Raw genomic sequence first — 18,630 nt, 5'->3', positions numbered from 1 at the left:
CTCCCGTCGAACAGGCGAGGGGGAACTGCGAAACCGATGCTCCCCTCGTCCGCGTTCAGTGGGCTAGGGGTGAGGGCATGCACCTCATTACCAACCAGCTTCCGATAGCCAATCGCCTCTATGTTCTATGCTCTATGCTCTATGTTCTTCTCCCGTGACCCCCAGCCCCCGACCCCTCGTTTAATAAAAATCAGCAAAGCCCTCGCGATCGAGGCGTTCGAGCATGGATTGAATTTTAGCCTGCGATTGTGGATAGGCTGCGAGCGCTTGGGCTAAACTTTGCAAGCCATTGCGAAAGCGTTGGCTATCGTCGCCACGCAATTTTGGCAATAATTTTTGCTTAATTTGTAAATCAAGCGCCGTGTTGAGCGGCATAATGCCCTCAGCTCCTTCCAAATAGCGGCCAATTTCTTCGACCGCCCGATAGCCAAATGGATGACCAAGCCCTGCCAAGATTGGCTGTAATTCGAGCAATAATTGCCATGCAGTGGCATCAAATGGGCGACGATAACTACTGCGCCACGCCAGCAAATCCACCTCGGTGAGTTCAATCACATTCGCCCGATCAAGCAGTTTATCGCTGAGGCTAAAGGTGCTTTCATCAACATTAACTGTGCCGATGATATGCACATTCAACGGCAAACGTAGTGGGTTGCGCACGCTTTCGCCATCAACGGTTTGGGCCACTTCCTGCGGAATTCCTAAATCGATCAGGTGTTCGGCGGTTTCCAGCGCACTCAAAATGGGTGCTAAATAATATTCTGGCCGCGCCAAATTCAGCTCATCGAGGCATAAAAAATAGGGATAGGCAGGATCGGCGGCGGCGCGCAACAATAAACGCAAGGTTGGCGTTGGCTGAAAAGTTTGGGTTAGCGCATTGAAATAGCCCAATAAATCGCGGGCGTTATGCCAATCGGGCTGCACCGCCACCGCCAAATAATAGGGATTATCGCTATGCGGCGCGATTTGATGCACTGCATCAGCATAAACCCGCGTCAAACGGGTTTTGCCAGTGCCTGAAATGCCGGGCAAAATCACCAATGGTTTGGTTTGCAGCGCAATGTGATACGAGCGCAACACCGCCTCGGGATAGATAAAACCACGTTGGCGAATGTTGGCGCTAATTTCCTCGATGCTTGGGCTGTTGAAGCCCGTGGCGTAACTTGGCCGTGCCTCGCGCACATGGCTCGGTGGCAATTCCCACTCTTCTTCGGCAATTTCCATAATTGCCTCGTTGAGCGGGAGCAAGGCCAAAATATGGTTAATCAATTGTTGATTAAACTGCTGGCTATCATCCAGCGCTTGCTGCCATGGGTAGCTCCAGCCCGCCCACAGATAATTGCTGGTGCGATTGGCCAGATAATCATCGAGCCAAAGTTGCTGCTCGGCATGCTCGCCACGGGTGTAGCGCACATCGGGCAAACTGCTGATTAATGGCTCCCACAGCACCCGCCCGCGATCCCACACCGCTGCCAACTCGCGTTTGCGCTTATTCCAGAGTTGAATACCAACCAAAATTCGTTCTTCGCTGCCGCTGACCCCAAGGTAAATATGGCAGCCACGCGGTGGCCGATCGATCACCAGATGATAATCTTCGATTGGATCACGTTGGCGGCCCCGATTGACCGCCCTAACCGATTTGGCGCTGACCTCATACAAGCCCCAAGTGTTGGGAAATTGGCGCGCCGCAACGTTAGCAAGTTGCTCGGTGATGGCGACGAGAATTGGATGCAACTGCTCCTGGACTGCGTTCCAACGCTCGTTTACGCCCTCGATTTGCAAGCTTTGCAACGCTGCTGCATTCCATTGCATTGGCTCGTTTTGGCTCACAACTAGGCTTCCTTATCGCGGCGTTTGAGCAACCACGCCGTTAAGGCAAAACATGCCAGCGTATAGGCAATCAAAATAAACCAAGTCAAGAAAATAAAGCCAGCGTTATAGGAATAATTGACCGTCGGAAAGACTTCGCAGTTTTGCGGGAGCGGCGGGCCAACACACTTGCCAGTGTCATATGGCTCGGTTAAGCCACCAATCGAGCCATAGGCTTGCATCGCCCAGCGACTGCCCACGAAGAACGAAAGCGGAGCCAAGGCCGAAGGCAAGGGCAACAAAGCCAGCGCAAACACAATTTGCGGAATTAGCGCAAATGGAATGATGCTCATAGCTTTATCCGACGAGCTGACCGAGGCCGAAATTAACAAGCCAACGCCCAAACCCGTTAGCGATGTAAGGAAGGTGGTGATTAAAAAGCCGCCCCAAACCCCAAACGGCGCATGCGTAACCCCAATGTCGAAATCGACCTTGAAGTTTAATATCACCATCAAAATCACGCTTTGGATGAGACATAAGCCAGAAAGCACAACGACTTTTGAGGCCAAATAGGGCACGATTTTGAGGTTTGCCAAGCGTTCGCGCCGATAGATCGCGCCTTCTTTGGTAATTTCGCGCGCTGAGTTCAAAATGCCAAACCACACCGCAACCGCGCCCAGCAAGAACGGAATCATGCGCGCATCGGCGTAACGTGGGTCGTGTAAGGCATCGGCTTTGGCAACCAACAGCAAAATTAAGCTAATAATTGGTGCTTGCAATAGCAAAATCGCCAAATTCCGCCGATCGGCGGCAATCAAGCGCAAATAGCGTTTGGTCAAAATGCCAAATTGGCGCATTGCCGAAACTGGCGGCGGTTTGGGCCTGCCTGCTGGAGCCGCCGAGGTTGGAATCGACGTGCTGGCTTGATTTGGGTATGCACCTGGGATTGCCGCTTGGGGAATTGGCGCTTGCGGCGGAGTCATCACTGGCACTTGCGGCGCACGTTGCAGCCGTTCCCAAATATATTTGCGATAGGCTTCTGAGTTGCGGAAACGAATTTCCCATAGCTCGGAGAGCCGTGGCACTTGGCGCACTTGGTTGTTGTGTTGCCGCCATGTTTCAAATTCCTGCCGCAGTTCAGTTGTAATTAACGGATGGTTCGGGTCGGCATCGCCCTCAAGTTTGGTGTAAATATCGGCAAAATCGCCCGATGTGACATTAAAGAAATTCAAGGCTTCGCTGGGCGGCCCAAACCAAACCATGCGCCCATCGGCCATAAATACCACATGATCGCATTGGGTGATGTTGGCGGTGGCGTGCGTTACCAAGACAATTGTGCGCCCTGAATCGGCCAATTGGCGCAAGGTATACATCATCTTCTTTTCGAGGCCCGGGTCAAGCCCCGAAGTTGGTTCATCGAGAAAGAACAAGCTGGGATCGGCCAACAGCTCGGAGCTAATTGAAACCCGTTTGCGCTGACCACCAGAAAGCTGATTCACCTGCTTGCCACGATGGGCGCTCATCTCAACATCTTTGAGCACCCGATCGATACGGGTTTCGATTTCGCTGCTGGCAGTGTCGGCGGGCAGCCGCAACTTCGCGGTATAGCGCAAGGCCACATCAACTGGCAAACTGCTGTGCAAAATATCGTCTTGTGGCACATAGCCCAAAATAGCGCGATAGGCATCGAAGTTGGCATAATAATCGTCGCCATTGACCAAAACCGCGCCTTTGTTGGCCCGATTGTAGCCCGACAGCGCGCCCATCAAGGTCGATTTGCCTGCGCCCGAGCCACCAACCAGAGCAATAAACTCGCGTGGCTCGATCACCAGCGACACATTATTCAGGATGACCCGATTGCCGCCGACCAAGCGCACCAACGAATGGGCATCGATGCGCAAAGCACCACGTTGATCGAATTGATCAAGCGACATGCCATCGTAGACCAATTTAAATGGCCCAACTTGAATCACATCGCCGCGATTCAAGCGGGTTGCAGTGATTCGATTACCATTAACAAAGGTACCGTTGGTGCTACCAAGGTCGCGTACCTCGTGACCGCCTTGGATGGCGCGAATTTCGGCGTGGTTGCGCGAGACTTGGGGATTGGGTAAATTGAGCGCCGAGCCTTCGCGGCCAATTGTGACTGCTGGCTTATTGCTCAAATCAAAGCGGCTGACATGGCCAACCTCTGCTGTTGGCGTGGCAACCTGCTGATTGCGATAGGTCAGGGTAACAAAGTTGCCGGTTACGGGGTCGCCAATCCGCACCGAATCGCCATCGTTAAAACTATGGCGTGGCACACGTTGGCTTTGGAAGAGCAGCCCGTTGGTGCTGCCAAGATCGACAATAACGTGGCGTTGGCCTTCTGGCTCAATGCGCGCGTGATGCGATGAAACAAACCGCGATGACGCAATAATATCGTTATCGGGCTTGCGGCCAAAGGTTATTGGCTGGTTGGCTAATGGAATCTGGCGGGGAGCCTGCCCAGTTTCTTGCACCTCTAAAAAGGCCATTGAGGAATGCAAGATGGTGGTAGCCCCACCGCCGAAGGCTGGGTTGGCTTGGTTTGGTGCGGCCTGTTGGGCTTTCCCACAACTTGGGCAAAACTTTGTATTAGGCTGAATGGCAGCACCGCAGTGAATACAGCGTGTCATCATTCCCCCTTAAATGCCAAGCTTCATGCAGCACGATTAACGCTATCTAGTGGCATGGATGAAGGCTGTGCTATAATCGCAGCATGTGAGCAGACTCAAACACGCGCATTATAGCACACTGCTCCAGACCACAACCGTTCCTGCCGAATGGGAGGTTGCTCGAATGAGCCTTGCAACGCCTACTGGCGCTCCATGCCCACGCTGTCATCGTCTGGTTGATGAAACGGCGCGTTTCTGCCGTCATTGCGGGTTTCCGCTGCGTTCAGTCGCAACGCCGCTCGCAGCGCCAGAACCAGCCGTGGCCGCCGAGCCGATGGATTATGAAGAAGTTGTTTTACCAGCACCACGCCGAATCCAGCTTGAAGGCGAGAAGATTAGCCTGCGAGCCTTGGAACAAATGGTGCATGCTGGCGTTGAATGGTGGCAGATGCGCCTGCAAACTGGTGAGGCAACCAGAGAGGAAGCCATCACGAGTATTGAAGAATTGCGCAAAGCCCTTGGGAGCGTTAGTCATCAGTTGGCTCAAGGCCGCGAAACAATTCGCATTACCACCACATTAACGCCAGCCCGCCGCTTTCCGCTTGGCTGCTCGCGCTGCGGCAAGGGCAATCGGGTCAATGCACGCTATTGCATTGCCTGCGGTAATCCGTTGGTGGCCAATGCAGAAAAGGTCCAGCCTATGTCGCAAACACTTCGCTATACTGTTGGCCTGCTTTCCGATGTTGGTACGCGTCGTTCAGTCAACCAAGATTCTGCCTTGGTCGAGCAATTTCGTTTGCGTGATGGCACGCCGGTGATCTGCTGTTTGGTGGCCGATGGCATGGGCGGTGCCCAAGGTGGCGAACGGGCCAGCGCCTTGGCTAGCCAAACGATTGTCAATCATCTGCGCGATTATAGCCGTAATGTCGACCGCAGTTTTGATGGCTGGCGCGATGTGGTGCGGGCGGCCATTGCTGCGGCCAATAGCACCATCTTTCGCGAAGCAGAAGTTAAATCATCACTCCGGGGCATGGGCACGACGGTCGTGGTGGCCTTGGTTGTTGGCGAAAAAGCCTGGATTGGCAGCGTTGGTGATTCGCGGGTCTACCTGATTAACCGCAAAGGAGTCAGCGAAAAGACCCAACAAATTGCCCAAATTACCGTCGATCACACGATGGTGGCGCGCTTGGTTGATATTGGCGAGCTAACGCCTGAGGAAGCACGTACCCATCCGCGTCGCCATGTGCTCTACCGCTCGGTTGGAGTCGAAGCCACAGTCGAATCGGATATGACTGAGCAGCCGCTTGAGGCTGGCGATTGGTTGTTGCTTTGCTCCGATGGCTTGATTAACGAGCTTTCTGATGAAGAATTGCGCGATGCAGTGTTTGAAGCATCATCACCGCAAGCATGTTGTGGCAGCTTGATTGCTATTGCCAATAGCCGCGGAGCACGCGATAATGTAACGGTGGTGCTGTTATCCGCCGAAGAGCGTACCAACCAGCAGCATTAGCGGCCTGAGGCTGAAACTAATTAAAGATAGAATGCGTCGTATGCTGTGACGGCCTTACGCCAGCGATCACATTCTGATCGTTTTGTCACGATTCTGGGCGCTTTTGAGCGCAACATCGTGCTATAATCGCGCTGAGTTGCTGATACGAAGGATTTTCTCCATGAGCGATTTGTTATCGGAAGAAAACTCAAAAACAGGTGCCTTGCCCCCTGAGTTGATTTTGGGCTATCGCTATTTGCTCAAACAACGGCTTGGCCAAGGCGGCATGGGGGCTGTGTATTTGGCTTACGATCAGCGCCTTGATATTGATTGCGCGATCAAAGAGATGAGTACGGCCCTGCTCAAAACAGAAGATGAGCGCGAGCGCGCCCGCAAATCGTTTCATGAAGAAGCAAAATTGCTGGCACGTTTGAACCATCCCAATCTGCCGCGTGTGACCGATCACTTTAGCGATCACGGGCGTGAGTATTTGGTGATGGAATTTGTGCCTGGCGAAACCTTGGCCAGCATTTTGCGCAATAGCCCGCCGCCATGGCCAGTCGCTGATGTGGTGGCGTTTGCCGAGCCACTGACCGAGGTGCTGCACTATTTGCATAGCCGCACCCCACCGATTGTCTTTCGCGATCTGAAGCCTGCCAATATTATGCGTACTCCCGAAGGTCAAGTGAAATTGATTGACTTCGGGATTGCGCGTTTGTTTAAGCCTGGGCAATCCCAAGATACCCAAGCGTTTGGCACAATGGGCTATTCTGCGCCAGAGCAATATGGCACGGGCCAAACTGATGCCCGCTCCGATGTCTATGCCTTGGGCGTGTTGTTGCATCAATTGATGACTGGCCACGATCCAATTGCCCAGCCCTTCAATGTACCGCTGGCGCATACGATCAACCCAGCAGTGTCAGAGGCGATCAGTTCGGTGCTGATGACGGCGATGAGCCATGATCCGCAAACTCGTTTTGCCTCAATGGTTGCGTTGCGCCGCGCGCTATCGAATGCTTCGCAACAGAGTGCCGATGTGTATGTGGCCCAACGCCCAAGCACCTCGGCCTTGCCAAATGTTGGCTATGCGCAATCAGCCCAAGCGCGGCCAGTGTCGCAGCCGTATGGCCAAACTGGTTCGCAACCGTATGGCCATACTGGTTCGCAACCCTATGGCCAGCCAAGCTCACAGCCGTATGGTCAAACTGGCTCGCAACCCTATGGCCAGCCAAGCTCACAGCCGTATGGTCAAACTGGCTCGCAACCCTATGGTCAAACTGGCTCACAGCCATATGGGCCGCCAGTGGCGCAACCCTATGCGCAGCCCTATACTCCGCCAGCGCCGCCAATCTATGCGCAACCGTTTATTCCGCCAGCGCCGCCGATGCATCCAGCAACGCATCATTTGCAAGCTGCAAGTGTGCCGCAAGCCAAAACCACCGGCGTTGCCCAAACCGCCCAAGTTATGGGCTTTTTAAGCCTCATTATGGTGATCAGCGGCTTTTTCTATGAAGATATGGGCTATGACACAGCTTTGTTAATGGCAGGCTTTGGCGGGTTTGCTGGCTTTGTCTCATTAATTGTGAGTATTGTTGCGGTGAGTTTAAAAGCCACCCGCGATTCGCGCAAAGGTCGTTCGCAGGCAGTTCGCGGCCTAATATTTGCAACCGTGGCGATGGTCTTAGCGTGTGTGGTGATGGGAATTATAGGTAGTATCTCAGATAAATATTAAAGTTCTTATTTTTGCATTCTTGTGTGCTCCCTTGTCGAAGGAGGAAGTATGAAGTGTCCAAGCTGTGGACATACGAATGATGGCAGCAACCGTTTTTGTGAATATTGTGGTGCCCGGCTTGATCCTGCAATGAGTCAAGAAGCAACCCAAGTTGGGGCTGTTCCCAATTTGCATACTGATCAAAGCTATGATGCCCCAACGATGTTTGTACCAGCCGATCAAGCTCCTCCTGCTCCACCAGCCCAAGCGGAGCCAGCGGCAAGTTCGCTCAACTGTCGTGAATGTGGCTATATTAATCAACCAGGCGATCGCTACTGCGATCAATGTGGGGCTTCACTTGATGCTCCAGCAGTTGCCGTCGGTGTCGATGTTGCGCCAGTTGCAACGCCTGCGCCAAGCGCGAGCGAAGCAGTTACGCCACCAGATGGCGTGCCAGCAGTGCAAGCTGCCGAGCCAAGTTTAGCCGAATTAACCAATGTTGCGCCCGATGAGGAGTTGCCAACTGTGCCAATTGAAGAACAACAACCATTTTCAGCACCAAGCAACGAGTCCGAGCCAGTTGTGGCTGCAACCGAAGAGCCGGTTGCTGCTCCTATCGCAGAAGCTGCGCCAGTTGCTGCCGAAGAACCATTCGAGTCTCCGGTGGCTGAGGCTGCCCCAGTCCTGATCGCACCTGAAGAACCACTCTACGAAGATGAGCCTGCGGTTACAGCCAGCCAAGAGCCAGCTGTCGAAGCTGCTCCGGCAGTTGACGCTGAGGCCGTAGCCGCCGAGCGAACGGCACTTGAAGCAGCGATTATCGAACAAGAAGATAATTTGGTGATGTTCGAGCAAATGTCAGCGCGCTACGCTGGCCGCGCCTTGCCTGCCCACATTGCCGCTGGGATTGAAGAAACCAAAACCAGTTTGGCCGAAGCCCAAGCAGCGCTTGTCGCCTTCGATCAAGCCCAAGCTGCCGCCAAAGCTGCTGCTGAAGCCGCTGCCGAGGCTGCTCAAGCTGCGGCCTTGCCCGACCCAGCAGAAGTCGAGCGCTTAGAAACAGCAATTGCTGAACACCAAGATAACTTGGCGATGTTCGAGCAAATGTCAGCGCGCTATGCTGGCCGCGCCTTGCCCGCCCATATCGCAGCTGGCTTGGAAGAAAGCAAGCATGCCTTGGCCGAAGCCGAAGCCGAATTGGCCGCCTTGCTCGGCGGCGCGCCTGCCGCGCCTGCTGCTCCGCCAATTCCATCGGCTCCAGTCAACACCTACGATGCCCCAACGGTTGCAGCTGCTGCTCCTAGTGAACCAGCGCCAGCGCCAGTTGCTCCAGCCGAACCGGTGGCCGTGCCTGCTCCAGCGGTTGAAGCTACGCCAGCATGGGCCGCGCCAACGCCAGCAGCGCCAGAACCAGCGCCAGCATGGTCGGCTCCAGCACCAGTCGCGCCAGCAGCGCCAGTTACGCCGCATTTAGTGGTCGCTGGCAGCCTCGTGGTGCTCAATCTGCCCACCGATAAGCAAGTCTATGTGATTGGCCGCGAAGACCCAATTAGCGGCATTTATCCTGAGGTCGATTTGACCAACCACGGCGGCGAAGGCGGCGGCGTGAGTCGGCAGCACGCGCGCTTGCACAACACTGGCGGCAATTGGACGCTGGAAGATTTGAATAGCACCAACTATTCAAAAGTTAATGGCCAAAAATTGGCTCCCCATGCACCAGCCCCAGTCAACCATGGCGACCAACTGCAATTTGGCAAAGTTGTTGTGACTTTGCATTTGCACTAATTGTGCGTTGACTGCCCGCGCTTATCGCTGTTGATAAGCGCGGTTTTTTTGTATTTGGAGGATGCTGATGGTGAACCCAGCTCAATTTCAGGTGTTAACCTTTGATTGCTATGGCACCTTGATCGATTGGGAAACTGGCTTGTGGGCAGCGCTTGAGCCAATTTTTGCTCGCTACGGGGTTAATATCGAGCAAGAAGCTGCTTTGCAATTGTATGGTGAGCTTGAAAGTGCGCTCGAAGCAGGGCCATATTTGGCCTATAAAACCGTGGTTGCAACGGTGCTCGAGCAACTTGGCCAGCGTTTGGGCTTCACGCCAACTGCCGAAGAATGCCGCGAATTCGGCTTGTCGGTTAAGCAATGGCCAGCCTTCGCCGATTCGCCAGCAGCCTTGCAGCGCTTGCAGCAACGCTATAAATTAGCGATCATCTCCAACGTTGATGATGATTTGTTTGCTGCTTCGGAGCAACGCTTGGGCCTGAAATTCGATTGGATTATCACCGCCCAACAAGTGCAATCGTACAAACCTGCGTTGAATAATTTTCAGCGCGCCTTTGAACGCTTGGCCTTGCCGCAAAGCGCAATTTTGCATGTGGCGCAAAGCTTGTTCCACGATATTGTGCCCGCTAACCAGCTTGGTCTCAATACGGTTTGGGTCAATCGCCGCCATGCCAACCCTGGTTTTGGCGCAACGCCTGTTGCCGAAGCCCAGCCCGATTTGGTTGTGCCAAGCTTGGCCGCCTTGGCCGATGCCTTGGGTTGCTAAATAAAGTGCCAGCACGTTTATGCTTAAGCGTGCTGGCATTGCTTTATTGAGCTCTTACCGAAAAGAGCACTAATTGCACGTTTGGATCGTCGCTGATATAGGCATTGATTCGTGGATAGGCAAATTTTTCTGATTCGCTGAGATAAATTGAGCGAAAGCCAAAAAATTGGCTGGTAAAATAGGTTAATGATGGATCGTATTCTTTATATAAATTATCCTCAACCTGCTGCCAAATTAATTTAAAATCGCTAAATTGATTGAGATAGTTGATTTTTGCTTGATACCACTCCTCAAACTCGAAACCCTTGGTTGCATGCCTAAAATTGTAAATATAACTCTGAGTTATTAATTGCCACTGCATAAGATCAAGCTTAAATAGCTTTTTAAACCCGTAATGCGGATCAAACATTAAATTGAGAATATTGCGATCAGATTCAAGAATACTGTTAAAACTATCCATATAATGCTTAAATAAGCGATCCATAACTTGATTGACTTCTAAAATATCCCAAACGTGATTGAGAATAAATGCAGGAATATTTAGTTTATGCACAATGTTTCGGTAGCGATCAAGGTGTTGTTGAAGGGCAATGCCGGTCAGCACTTCAGGATCTAATTTATAGCCAGCAGCGCCTAATAACATATTCCGCTCGCTGATATTACATTTTAAAAGGACAGCGATGCCGCGCACAATTGCCTCGGGAACCGTAATTTTGGCCCGTTTTTCGAGCAACCGCTTATAAACTGGAAACTCACTCCAAATTGCTTGTTGAGAAAATGGCGAGCTATTCGTTTTCGGCTTTTTCCCATCGCGCATTGCATCTTCAAAAGCACGCTTATGCCGAATGCGGATTATTTCGGCAACCTCGATAAAGCTATCGTTGGCGCTTGGTACATTTACTTGTTCGGTCATAGTTTTCCTTTTTCAAGGACTCTTACCCTCGGTTTCATGCTGTTACAGCCTGAAATTAATGGTGCTATTATAGCAAATTTGGGTATTTTGCATGGTGCTATCTATATCATGTTTTTATGTTGATTAACGGTAATTTGGCTTGTTCAAGCCACTAAAAATTTGTTGGTTATGCTGATTTGAGAATAGAAAATCTGTGCTGAGTTTAAATAAGTGTTGGGGAAGAACTACCCGCATCCATCAGCGTAGAAAAAATGGATGCGGGTGATTGTTGAATTAACCTATTTGAGGATGATTGGTTTGGGCTACCAAGCTTTGAGGGTGGTTTAGGCGTAAAAATCTGGCAGCGTTTTAAGGCTTTGCCATTGCTGATTGTCGTGACCGAAAATGACTAGCTCAATTTGCTCTTGCTCGACCAGATCAAGCAGCTTGATCGTGCTGGCTTGAATTGCTGCTGCATCGGGGTTTTCTGCATCAGCTTTATCACGAATAAAGTCGGCGCTGAATGCTACAGCATCAATTGGCAAGAGCACTGCTCCGGTTTGTGGCAGTCGCACCAGCACTGATTGATGACCAGGCACATGGCCGCTGGTTTCAATCAGTTCTAATCCGGGCAGCAGCTCGGTATCGCTATCAACCAGCTGAATTCGTTCGTTTGCTTGCTCCCATTGCCCGCGATTGGCCGCAAAGCGGGGATTGCTTTGGGCATCGAGGTGATGCGCTCGTTGCACAATATATTGCGCCTTGGGGAAGTGCGCATGTCGGCCAGCATGGTCAATATCATAATGAGTCGAAATGATCGTATCAATATCAGCTGGCTGGAGGCCAATGCTCGCCAACTGAGCAATTACATCTTGCCCATTCGCAAAATCTGCTGCTTCTTCAGGCATAAGCTCAGGCAACCCAGTGTCGATCAGGATATTTTGGCCAGCGCTGGTTTGCACCAGATAGCACACGATTGGAATCTGATATTCCGGCATATCGCCAACCTGCATCAGGTATAACCGCTGTGGCGTATTTTGGCTCATCATCACAGTTCCCTTCGCGAAAAGTGGTCAATCCTATTCATTACAAAGAAGATTAGACCAAATGTGCTATTATTTGTCAATGCTTGAATTGACGCGGCTGCCTAATTCTCGGTATAGTATGGGCTAGCGTTTGCTGCTGAGGGTCATAATTGTGCCTTGGGCGATTGCAACTAAGTGTTCGGCCTGATCGTCTCGACAATAGACCAAACAGTGACAGACTGCTTGGCGACTGCCGTTGCTCAAAACACTGGCCTTGGCAATTAATTCGTGGCCTTGAGCTGGTTTGACATAATTAATTTTTTATTCAGCAGTTACGACCTGCATGCCAAGCACCGAGCCGCCGGCAAAGGTCAGGGCGTTATCGGCAGCATAGCTGAGCACACCGCCATGAACAAAGCCAAATTGTTGGGTTAGCTCAGGGCTGATCGCCAGCCGTAATTCTGCATAGCCTTGGCGAAACTCGCTAATCTGCGCTTTGAGCAATTGGCTGAAGGGTTGGCTGGCAAGAATTTGTTGCCCAATGGCGGTTAAATCGTCACTCATTGAAACCTCACATAACAGAAGGATTTGGCGATGGCTGAGCATGTGCCGACAATTTTGGTAATAGAAGATGCTGTCGATTTGGCCGATGTGTTGGTGCGCGAACTCAACAATTTGGGCTATCGGGTTTGGCATGCCGCCGATGGCCGCACAGGCTTAAGTTTACACCAGCAACATCAACCAGATTTGGTTATTTTAGATTGGATGTTGCCGCAGCTTGATGGCCTAGAGGTCTTGCGCACGATTCGCCAAACCAAATCTACACCTGTGCTGATGTTAACGGCACGCAGCGAAGAAACCGATTTGGTGGTGGGTTTGGAGCTTGGCGCTGATGATTATTTGACCAAGCCATTTGGCATGCGCGAGCTGATCGCCCGCGTGCGGGCGTTGTTGCGCCGCGACCAACGGATTCAGCAGTTGTTGCAGGCCGATGTGCAACCAGCGACCGAAGTTTTGCGCTATGGCGAATTAGTGCTCGACCCGCATTTGCATACCGTTGCTTTGCGCCAGCAGGAGTTGGATCTTACGCCAACTGAGTTTGCAATTCTCGATTTATTGTTGCGCAATCCAGGCCGCGCATTTAGCCGCAACTATTTGCTCGATACAATTTGGGGTCAAAGCTATGTTGGCGGCGATCGTTCGGTCGATAATGCGATGCTGCGTTTGCGCAAAAAGCTGGCTGATTTTGGCGATGCGATTGAAACGGTTTGGGGCCTTGGCTATCGCTTGCAAGCGGAAGCACCACGATGAAGTATTGGCTGCGTTGGTATGCGCAAGCGGGGCTGTGGCGGGCTTGGCTGTACATGCTGCTCTTCAACAGCATCTTCTTAGGTAGCCTATTGTTGCTTGTTGAGTGGCTACCCGTTGATGTATATGTCTTGATGAATGGCGGCTTTTTTATTATTGGCATTAGCGCTGTGGTGTTTGGCTTGAGTTTGGCTTTCACCGAAGGTGGATTTTGGCGCAAATTACTGCTCGAGCTTGCTGCATTTGTGCTTGCGCTGATCAGCTTGACCCTGCTTGGGAGTTTTGTTTCGTGGTATGAACTTTCACGTCCCATGAGTGCATGGCAGGATGAATTTTATATAGCGTTTCCCGATATGCTGCTCTTTTTTAGCATCCACAATGTGACATTTATGGGAACCCGTTGCTTAATGTGGTTTTGGCGTTGGTGGAATCGCTTGCGCAAACGTTCGTTACTTTGGACATTGACCCACGATCAATTAACCATTGTTTTTGTCTTGATGGTAATTTTTGGGGTTACCGTGGCCGGACTTTCGATTTATATGCGTGGCAATGAGTTGGCGAACTCCGATAATTCAACCACATTCTTGATTGAAAATGTCGTGCAATATTCGTTGCTAGGTTCGATCTATGGCGCGCTGATGATCCTCGGCCTGTTTATCTTTTTGCCCGTGGCGATGATTCTTTCGTATATGCTGATTCGGCGCGTTATGCGGCGGATTGAGGCCTTGGCAATGGCGACAACTGCACTGCGCGAGGGCGATTATAGCTCGCGAATTGTGGTGTATGGCAATGATGAGATTGCCCAGCTGCAAGCCAATTTCAATGCCATGGCCGAACAACTCGATACGACCGTCAATGCCCTGAAAACCGAGCGCGATCGTGTTGCGGGCTTGCTGGATGATCGGCGGGCCTTGGTTGCCAGCGTTTCGCATGAATTGCGCACGCCAGTTGCGACCATGCGCGGCTACCTTGAATCGAATTTGCAAGCAGAACAACTAGCGCCCCAAGTACAGCGCGATTTGCTGGTGATGGAGCGCGAAACGCTGCGCTTACAACAATTGATTGAAGATTTGTTTTTGCTTTCGGCCAGCGAAGTTAGCCGTTTGACCCTCAACCGCGAAGCGCATGATCTTGCTCCTTTAATTAATCGCATTGTCCAAACCGTTCAGCCTTTGGCATGGCGGCAATCGCGGGTGGATGTGTTGGCAGAGTGTGCCGCCGAGCTTGATCAAGCCTTGATCGATCCCCAACGCTTTGAGCAAATTTTGCGCAATTTGTTGCATAATGCTTTGCGCTATACCCCACCTGGTGGCTTGGTGGTGGTGCAAGCCCTGAATCATGGCGACCAGATTGAGATCTATGTGCGCGATACTGGTGCTGGGATCGACCCCGCCGAGCTTGATTCAATTTGGCAGCGCTTTTATCGGGCCAACGATCATGCCAACGAACAGCATCAGGGCGCTGGCTTAGGCCTAGCCTTGGTCAAAGAATTAAGCGAAGCCATGGGTGGCTCGGTGGCGGTTGAAAGCCAGCTGGGCGTTGGCACCAGCTTTTGCATTCGTTTTCCCAAAGCCTCGAAACTAATGCTTGCAAGCGTTTCCTAGACTCCTATATGCCTATAGTTCTGGCCAATAGCGGCGTTGTATATTGACATGCTGCCGAGAACTCTGTAACCTATAGTGAGCATTCCACGTACCAACCCCAGCAAACCCGTTGTATGGAGAACAACCATGACCATTGTCCTTGATCAACGCTCCGATCAATCCCTTGCCGTCTATATTGACGGCGATTTGCAGTTTGATAGCCGTGATGAAGGGGTGTACCACGAGCTTTTGGCCTTGCCTGCGCTCGCATTAGCCCAAGCACGCCGCCCCAAACGCCAACTCCGAGCGTTGATTTGTGGTGGTGGCGATGGCTTTGTTGCCCGCGAATTGCTTAAATCCTCAGCCATCAAGCAGATCGATTTGGTCGATTATGACCCGACCATCCTTGATTTGGCTCAAAATGAATGGCCTGAGCTGAATCAGCATGCCATGACCAACCCTCGCCTCAAAATCCATATCTGCGATGCGGTTCAATTTGTTGATCAGGCAGCACAAGCAGCTGATGAATACGATTTAATCATTTGTGATTTTACTGTGCCCCGCGATCAGGTTGGTGCTCGTTTGCAGAGCATCGATTGGTATCAGCAATTGGCATATATTTTGCATCCTCAAGGTGTTATCGCGGTCAACGCAGCTTCGCCATCGCAAACGCCAGTCGCCTATTGGATGATTTACAACAGCATTCGGACTGCGAACCTGAATCCTAAGCCCTATCGCTTTTCGTTGCCCTCGTTTACCGAGGCTGGCTATGGCGATGATTGGGGCTTTTTCGTTGGCAGCCGTAAAGCGTTTCGTCCGCGTGAGTTTGATTATTTGCCGTTGGCTGAGCCACGCGAGTTTTTGCACGATAGCGAGCAGCTTAAACGGGCCTTTGCCTTCCCATCCGCACTGGCCGAAAAACGCACCACTGCCCAACCAACCAAATTGGCCAGCGATGCGCTGTTGCATAGCTTATTCGCGCCAACCTGGGATGAAGCCAGTGGCACCGATTGGACTTCACTTGATTTTGTGCATGATCCAGCGCCGCTGCCCAAGCCACATACCAGCGCAACCCTGATGCCAAACGCGGTTCAGCAAGCCTTGCAGGCCGATCAAGGGCTTGATGAAAGCCAAGTTTTTGAGCAAGTCGTGCAGGTGATGCCAGCCTTGCGCGCTGAACAAACCCGCAGTATGGTCAGTGAATTTATTGCCAACCCATTGCGCTTTCTGAATTCGCTCGATTTGCGGCGCTTGGTTGAGGCCTTGCTGCGCCGTAGCCGCGAGTTGCCACGCAAATTGGTGGCCGAATTGCGCTTGCTGCGCCGCCACCTTCAGCGCACATGGGAAAACCCGCAATTGTTGCTCAGCCGTGGTTTACGCATCGTTTCGGTGATTGCGCTGGTGATTATTTTGGCCAACTTGCTGCACCCTGATACAACCTACGCCAAAGGCGATACTTCTGCTGGTTCGGGCGCAACCTCCAGCCAATCGATGGTGCGCACAAATTCGCCCTACGATGTGGTGCAAGCGCCGCCTTCAACGGTTGAAGGTCGCGGCTTTTCGAGCGGCACCTATGGGCGCGGTAGCGTGATTGACGAATATGGCTCGGCCTATCCAACGCGCCGCTATCGCTACTATGGCTCATATTATGGTGGTAGCTCGTATCGCAACTACAACCGCAATCAACGCCCAAGCGAAGATCCCAACGAAGGCGATGCACTTTATCGCTTGACCCCAGAAACCGATATTTTGGCCAATGGCGAAGTTGTGATCAGCTTGACCGATCAATCATATCTCTTGCTTGCCGACCAAGTAATGACCGTGGTTGATGCAGAAGATGGCTTGCCAATTGTGTTTTTGAAACGCGACGAAGCCTTGGTTTGGCGTACCCATCGCGAGCTTGATCGCCAGCGCCGCGGGCTTGATGGCAGCGTCAAAGCCAAACAAGATTGGATCGATTGGGTCAGTTGGGCGGGTTTTGTGCCATGGCGCAACGATGATGAAGCCGAATTAAACAACATTGTACAAACCCGTGGCACGCTTGATCAAGCAATCAAAAGCTTGGGTTCGATTCCTGCTAATCAGCCAGCGATTCGGGTTGCGCCAACTGCTGGTGGCTTTCAACTATTCTCCAGCGTTTGGATGAATGCTGAAGGCACGTTGGCAATCTTAGAGCAGCCCGATGGCAGCAAGGCCTATCTCAACAAAACTGGCTGGTACAGCGATAGCGGCTTAACCCAACCGCTGAGTGAGCCGTATCCAGATGAGTTTCGCACCAAAGTTTTGATTCCGTTTTTGAGCAAGCAAACAACTGAGTATGCAGCGATCAAGCAGCGGATTGAAGCCGATTTAACCAGCGTCAAGAGCGATTTGAGCTTGCTTAACTCGGATAAAACCGAATACACCTCGATTCAACGTAGCTATGGGCCAAGCGATATTGTCGAGTATGGCACAACCGAAATTCGGGTTGACGAAGCGTTGCGCCGCACCAACGATGATATTGCCCGCACCGAGCAGTTGATTCAGGTCTTGAACGATCAACTTAGTTCATTGCCAAAACAAGACAATGCAGCTAAGAAGTTTTTGCAGAGCTTGAAATAATGCAGGTTGCGATTCTGCCCCAATTAACGATTGCCAGCGAGCTGGGCCAGCAGTGGGAGGCTTTAGTGCAAGCAAACCCTGCTGGCGGCGTGATGCAAAGCCTTGCTTGGAGCCAATTTAAACAGCAACGCGACTTGCAGGTTGTGCATTTTGGCTTGTTTGATGCTGAGCAATTAATTGGCGGCATGCTGTGCACGATTCCTGCCCAAAGCGGCGTTGGTAGCAATTTAATCGCTGCTGATGGACCAATTTTGCCATGGCACGATCAAGCGTTGGCCCGCCAAGGCTTGCGCTTATTGCGCGAAGCTGCCGAACAGCATGCTGCTGAATATGGGGCAATTGGTTTGCGCATCGAGCCACGGCTGGAACGCCCAGCGCCCAATTTGCTGCGCGATTGGCGGCGTGCGCCAGTCGATATTCTGGCCCGTGAAACGCTGTATTTGGATTTGCAGCCTGACGAGCAAAGCTTGCTGGCAGCGATGAAACCCAAAGGCCGCTACAATATTCGCTTGGCGGCGCGGCGTGGCGTAACAGTCCGCATCTCGCATGATGTGGCTGATATTCCCTTGTTTTATCGCTTGATGGATGAGGCTGGCGAGCGCGACGATTTCTATGTTGAGCCGATTGATCATTTTAACGATCTGTTGGCGACGCTTGCGCCGTTGGGCCATGCCCATTTGTTATTTGCCGAATATGCTGGCCAAACCTTGGGAACCATGTTGTTGGTTACCTATGGGCAGCGAGCGGTTTATCAATATGGTGGCATTAGCAACCAACTGCGTGAGCAAATGGCGGGCTACGCCTTGCAATGGGCTGCGATTCAACATGGCAAGCGTTTGGGCTGTCGCTGTTACGATTTTTATGGATTTGAACCAACTGGCGATCCTCATCATCCGTTTGCTGGCTTTTCGCGCTTCAAACGGGCTTTTGGCGGCCAAGCAATCGCCTTGATTGGTGCATATGATTATTATTTCACCGAACAATTAGCCGATGTCATTATTCGGGCAGTGCGCGAATTGGCATAGCTA

Annotated in this window: 14 protein-coding genes; 8 read left to right on the top strand and 6 right to left on the bottom strand. The window is 51.9% G+C overall.

Annotated elements, in window-relative coordinates; translation table 11 throughout:
- Positions 1 to 180: 180 nt before the first annotated feature.
- Both JOD20_RS05275 and JOD20_RS05270 read right to left on the bottom strand, forming a co-directional pair.
- Positions 181 to 1,830, bottom strand: coding sequence for an AAA family ATPase (locus JOD20_RS05275; RefSeq protein WP_204754259.1), 1,650 nt, complete (start codon positions 1,828 to 1,830; stop codon positions 181 to 183).
- A 2-nt stretch (positions 1,831 to 1,832) separates the two neighbouring features.
- Complete coding sequence (locus JOD20_RS05270) at positions 1,833 to 4,469, bottom strand: FHA domain-containing protein (protein ID WP_239583728.1); 2,637 nt, start codon at positions 4,467 to 4,469, stop codon at positions 1,833 to 1,835.
- 160 nt (positions 4,470 to 4,629) lie between these two features.
- Between JOD20_RS05270 and JOD20_RS05265 the strand changes: the two genes are divergently transcribed.
- The 4 genes from JOD20_RS05265 (at position 4,630) to JOD20_RS05250 (ending at position 10,193) form a co-directional block, all read left to right on the top strand.
- The gene (locus JOD20_RS05265) at positions 4,630 to 5,955 is read left to right on the top strand and encodes a Stp1/IreP family PP2C-type Ser/Thr phosphatase (protein ID WP_054534181.1); all 1,326 of its coding nucleotides are present in this window, start codon (positions 4,630 to 4,632) and stop codon (positions 5,953 to 5,955) included.
- Positions 5,956 to 6,115: 160 nt separating this feature from the next.
- The gene (locus JOD20_RS05260) at positions 6,116 to 7,666 is read left to right on the top strand and encodes a serine/threonine protein kinase (RefSeq protein ID WP_204754258.1); all 1,551 of its coding nucleotides are present in this window, start codon (positions 6,116 to 6,118) and stop codon (positions 7,664 to 7,666) included.
- A gap of 48 nt (positions 7,667 to 7,714) precedes the next feature.
- Positions 7,715 to 9,430 (top strand): FHA domain-containing protein, encoded by a 1,716-nt coding sequence (locus JOD20_RS05255; protein ID WP_204754257.1) that lies wholly within the window; start codon positions 7,715 to 7,717, stop codon positions 9,428 to 9,430.
- A gap of 67 nt (positions 9,431 to 9,497) precedes the next feature.
- Positions 9,498 to 10,193 (top strand): haloacid dehalogenase type II, encoded by a 696-nt coding sequence (locus tag JOD20_RS05250; protein WP_204754256.1) that lies wholly within the window; start codon positions 9,498 to 9,500, stop codon positions 10,191 to 10,193.
- 43 nt (positions 10,194 to 10,236) lie between these two features.
- On the opposite strand, the gene JOD20_RS05245 is transcribed toward JOD20_RS05250, so the two are convergent.
- From JOD20_RS05245 to JOD20_RS05235, 4 genes are all read right to left on the bottom strand, one after another.
- Positions 10,237 to 11,106 (bottom strand): MmyB family transcriptional regulator, encoded by an 870-nt coding sequence (locus JOD20_RS05245; RefSeq protein WP_204754255.1) that lies wholly within the window; start codon positions 11,104 to 11,106, stop codon positions 10,237 to 10,239.
- A 323-nt stretch (positions 11,107 to 11,429) separates the two neighbouring features.
- Positions 11,430 to 12,134, bottom strand: coding sequence for an N-acyl homoserine lactonase family protein (locus JOD20_RS05240; protein WP_204754254.1), 705 nt, complete (start codon positions 12,132 to 12,134; stop codon positions 11,430 to 11,432).
- A 120-nt stretch (positions 12,135 to 12,254) separates the two neighbouring features.
- Positions 12,255 to 12,428 carry a PaaI family thioesterase gene (locus tag JOD20_RS26960; protein WP_420828940.1) on the bottom strand — a complete coding sequence of 58 codons (174 nt, stop codon included), beginning with the start codon at positions 12,426 to 12,428 and terminating at the stop codon, positions 12,255 to 12,257.
- A gap of 3 nt (positions 12,429 to 12,431) precedes the next feature.
- Positions 12,432 to 12,674, bottom strand: a complete 243-nt coding sequence (locus JOD20_RS05235; RefSeq protein ID WP_204754253.1) for a PaaI family thioesterase — start codon at positions 12,672 to 12,674, stop codon at positions 12,432 to 12,434.
- A 30-nt stretch (positions 12,675 to 12,704) separates the two neighbouring features.
- Between JOD20_RS05235 and JOD20_RS05230 the strand changes: the two genes are divergently transcribed.
- The 4 genes from JOD20_RS05230 (at position 12,705) to JOD20_RS05215 (ending at position 18,627) form a co-directional block, all read left to right on the top strand.
- Positions 12,705 to 13,421 carry a response regulator transcription factor gene (locus tag JOD20_RS05230; RefSeq protein WP_204754252.1) on the top strand — a complete coding sequence of 239 codons (717 nt, stop codon included), beginning with the start codon at positions 12,705 to 12,707 and terminating at the stop codon, positions 13,419 to 13,421.
- The gene (locus tag JOD20_RS05225) at positions 13,418 to 15,022 is read left to right on the top strand and encodes a sensor histidine kinase (RefSeq protein WP_204754251.1); all 1,605 of its coding nucleotides are present in this window, start codon (positions 13,418 to 13,420) and stop codon (positions 15,020 to 15,022) included. The genes JOD20_RS05230 and JOD20_RS05225 overlap by 4 nt, the downstream gene beginning before the upstream one ends.
- A gap of 126 nt (positions 15,023 to 15,148) precedes the next feature.
- Positions 15,149 to 17,602 carry a spermine/spermidine synthase domain-containing protein gene (locus JOD20_RS05220; RefSeq protein ID WP_204754250.1) on the top strand — a complete coding sequence of 818 codons (2,454 nt, stop codon included), beginning with the start codon at positions 15,149 to 15,151 and terminating at the stop codon, positions 17,600 to 17,602.
- Positions 17,602 to 18,627: a lipid II:glycine glycyltransferase FemX gene (locus JOD20_RS05215; protein ID WP_204754249.1), complete on the top strand. Its 1,026-nt coding sequence runs from the start codon at positions 17,602 to 17,604 to the stop codon at positions 18,625 to 18,627. The genes JOD20_RS05220 and JOD20_RS05215 overlap by 1 nt, the downstream gene beginning before the upstream one ends.
- Positions 18,628 to 18,630 lie beyond the last annotated feature (3 nt).

The organism is Herpetosiphon giganteus (genome assembly GCF_016907925.1).
GTDB lineage: Bacteria > Chloroflexota > Chloroflexia > Chloroflexales > Herpetosiphonaceae > Herpetosiphon > Herpetosiphon giganteus.
The sequence above is the reverse complement of the archived record's forward strand: the minus strand, read 5'-3'. Positions and strand labels throughout refer to the sequence as shown.